This window comes from Rhizobium sp. SEMIA 4085 (genome assembly GCF_013004495.1).
Taxonomy (GTDB): Bacteria; Pseudomonadota; Alphaproteobacteria; order Rhizobiales; family Rhizobiaceae; genus Rhizobium; species Rhizobium gallicum.
On record NZ_JABEPH010000517.1, the window covers coordinates 1 to 3,205 of the forward strand.

The 3,205-nt window shown below is 60.1% G+C and carries 3 protein-coding genes and 1 pseudogene; 2 read left to right on the plus strand and 2 right to left on the minus strand.

All coding sequences use genetic code 11. From position 1 onward, the window contains the following. Nucleotides 1–246: 246 nt before the first annotated feature. Nucleotides 247–1,209: a Fe-Mn family superoxide dismutase gene (locus C9413_RS34585; protein ID WP_052451635.1), complete on the plus strand. Its 963-nt coding sequence runs from the start codon at nt 247–249 to the stop codon at nt 1,207–1,209. A gap of 3 nt (nt 1,210–1,212) precedes the next feature. Further along, entirely contained in the window at nt 1,213–1,683 is a 471-nt protein-coding gene (locus C9413_RS30210) for a chromate resistance protein ChrB domain-containing protein (RefSeq protein ID WP_039844666.1), read from the plus strand. A 191-nt stretch (nt 1,684–1,874) separates the two neighbouring features. Here the strand turns inward: C9413_RS30210 and C9413_RS30215 are convergent, their stop codons facing one another. Both C9413_RS30215 and C9413_RS30220 read right to left on the minus strand, forming a co-directional pair. Beyond that, a complete protein-coding gene (locus C9413_RS30215) occupies nt 1,875–2,057 on the minus strand; it encodes a hypothetical protein (protein ID WP_039844667.1) in 183 nt (60 codons plus the stop codon). Between the two features lie 737 nt (nt 2,058–2,794). Then, nucleotides 2,795–3,205 (minus strand): annotated as a pseudogene (locus C9413_RS30220) (vitamin B12-dependent ribonucleotide reductase); the annotation flags it as partial.

Here is a 3,205-nt window from a genome sequence, read left to right on the forward strand (position 1 = left end):
AGCGCGTACACTGTGCTCTTGACGGCGACCGCTCCGATACCTTGTAGCCGTCTCCAGATCTTGACCCGAAAATAGGATGGCTTCGTCGGTAGTTGGTGGATCAGGAGCAGCCAGCGCTGCTCAGCCTCGAGTTCACCTGCGTTCATAAGCATACCGTATCACTCAGAACTCCAAATGCAACACTTGTATCATTTTCTGTTCAGGCGTACCCTGCGTCCGTGTCCGATGAGGGTCAGCGAGGACGCCATGCATAGGATCATGCCTCTCCCCTTCAAACCGCCTCACCTTACGGGTCTTTCCGAACGGCTGTTGGCGAGCCATTACGAGAACAACTACGGCGGCGCAGTTCGTCGTCTGAATGCAATCGAGCGCCGGCTTGACGTACTCGATTGGGACGCCGCACCCGTTTTCGACATCAACGGACTGAAGCGGGAGGAGCTGGTCGCCGCCAACTCGGCGATTCTGCACGAGATTTATTTCGACGGACTCGGCGGTTCGGGCGATTCCAACGGTGACCTCGCCTCTGCTCTGGAGCGAGATTTTGGAAGCGTCGCCGGCTGGCGCGCGCAGTTTACGGCTTGCGCCAAGGCACAGGCCGGAGGCTCGGGATGGACCCTCCTCACGTGGTCCGAGCGTCACGACCGGCTGACAGTCCAATGGGCGGCGGATCACACCAACTGCCTCGCCGGCGGTGTGCCGGTCCTTGCGCTTGACATGTACGAGCATGCCTATCACCTCGATTTCGGGTCCAGAGCCGGCGCCTATGTCGATGCCTTCATGAAAAACATCCACTGGGAGCGGGTCGCTTTGCGTCACCGGCGCGTGATGGCTCGACGAGGCGAACCTGTCGGACCTGTCTCCGATGACGGCACGCATGCTGTCGCTCCGGAAGATCTGAAGGAGCGTCTGGATCGAAAAGAAGACGTCGTCCTGCTCGACGTCTGCTTGGCCGAGGATCTTGCCAAACGCAGCGACATGCTGCCGGGAGCGCAACTCCGCGCCCCGGAGAAGATCGCCGATTGGGCCGATGATCTGCCAAGGGACAAAGCGATCGTCGTCTATTGCCTCTATGGTTTCCAGGTCAGCGGCGATGCCTCTGCCGAACTGCGCCATCGTGGCTTCGACGCGCGGATCCTGGCGGGTGGCATAGCCGCCTGGCATGCGATCGGCGCTCCGACCGTCCCGCTGACGGCCCATCAAGGAGGATGAACAATGAAATGGGTTACTCGCGAACGTCCGGTCATCGACCGGATTGCATGCCCGTGGCTGATTGCCCGGTTCGTCGACAAGGAACCCGAATTCCTGTTTGTCCCACCCAACGAGGTGAACCGCGTCGCAAACGAGACCGGGGCAATACCCTATGACGTGCCGGACGTCGAATTCACGCATGTCGGCGACGGCTGCAGCTTCGACACGTTCGTCTCGAAGTACGGGCTCGACCGCGATCCGGCAATCGTGACGATTGCCGCGATCGTGCGGGGCGCCGATACAGACCGGCACGATCTCACGCCGCAATCGGCTGGACTTCTGGCGGTCTCGATGGGATTGCGGGATTTGAGCGCCGACGACCATGAGGTGCTGAAGCACGGCTTCATCATCTACGACGCCCTCTATGCTTGGGCATCGCGCCGCAAGGCGGAGACGCATAGCTGGCCGCCGGTTATGACGTCAACTTCAGCGTGAACTCACGATATCGGGTTGAAAAAGAAGAGCTTGATGCATGGCAGGTTCGTCAGCGGCGTCCCTCGATTTCGATTGAAATGCGCTTGCAGCCTCCGCGACCGCAGGGGCGATGCCACGCCAGTCAGGGCTATCGAGCACTCAATATCGAAGAATAAGCAATATCCATGTGCAAGCTGATCCGATCTATGGATTCATGTGAAGACGTTTTCATGAACGGAGACGGCGAGCAGAATCACACCGGCAGCCGCCTCGATGGTCTTGGAGGCCGCAGCCAGCAGTCGGGGACGCGTGCTCAACAGCCTTGCGAGCTGCTCGCGGAACGCCACTGACAGAAGGGCGACGGCCAACAGCGTCACTCCGACGCCGATCATCATGGCGATGGCGAAGAGCGCTGGCTGGACATCCTGTCGCGCAATAGGAGCCGCATGGTCTGCATGCCGCGAATGTCACTGCGGCAGAAGATGTCGGAGATGCGGATGAATGTCGCGCTTCAAGGGTTTGTCCGCGTTGACCTCCTGATCGGCGATTTCGAGATGGTACGAGTAGACGGAGAGATCAGCATCCCGCGATGAGGCGGTGAACTCAGAACATGGCGCCCGAGCTGGGATAAAATACGTCGGTCCTCCTCTGACGAGGACTCCCCCCACGCACCGGCCATCCTCCCGTCTCACGGCGCAACTCTCGACCCGATGCCGACGTCGCTCAGCCCTGAGGCGGGTCAAGCTGGACGGACCGGGTCTACGTCCAACGAGATACCCATCAGGTGGTCGACAAAGGCACTGACGATCGTCGATGGGCGTCGGCCCGGCGGAAGCAGCAGCAAATATCTCTCGGACGAAGGGCCCTTGTAAGGCCTCTCCAGATGTTTCTCGTCGGTATGCGAGTAGGAATTGAAAGCTCTCCTGCTCCTTGAGGCTCGATGATCTTGTTTTGTTCCCTACGCCAGTATCCAGGCGCCGAGGCGCCTGGATTGTCTATCTTCTCTAACCGAAAACTTCCTTGACCGTTTTTAGCTTCGGCGCTGGCCAGAATTCGGCTGATTCTCGCCTATTTGGCCAGGACAAGGTTCGTTTTCTCATTCAGGCACGACGGGGACATATATTCACAGAAATCAGCTGCATCCGCTCGTCGCGCCACACGTATCGCACTTCTCGCAGGTCCCATTCCGTACCATCGTGAAGTTCTGGCACTCGGTGCACATATTGCCCGTGTAGCCCTGCATGATGGAGCGGGCGCGACGTTCGGCTTCGACCTTCTTTGCTTCGGTCTTGGCAGAGGCTGCGTCGGCAGCGGCGGCGTCGGTGAAGAGCGTGCTGGATTCCTCAGCAATCTCTTCGGCGATTTCCTCCGCCAGCTCCTTGGCGCGTTCCTCGTAATCGCGCTTGAAGGCGACGACTTCGGAGGCGGCGGCGACGGTTTCGAGCTTGCGCACGGTGTTGCCGGCAATCGCCGTGATCGTCGCGCCCGAGGGGGCGAGGAAAGGGGAGGGGGGTGCCGCTACCTTGAGCTCCGAGGGCGAGCG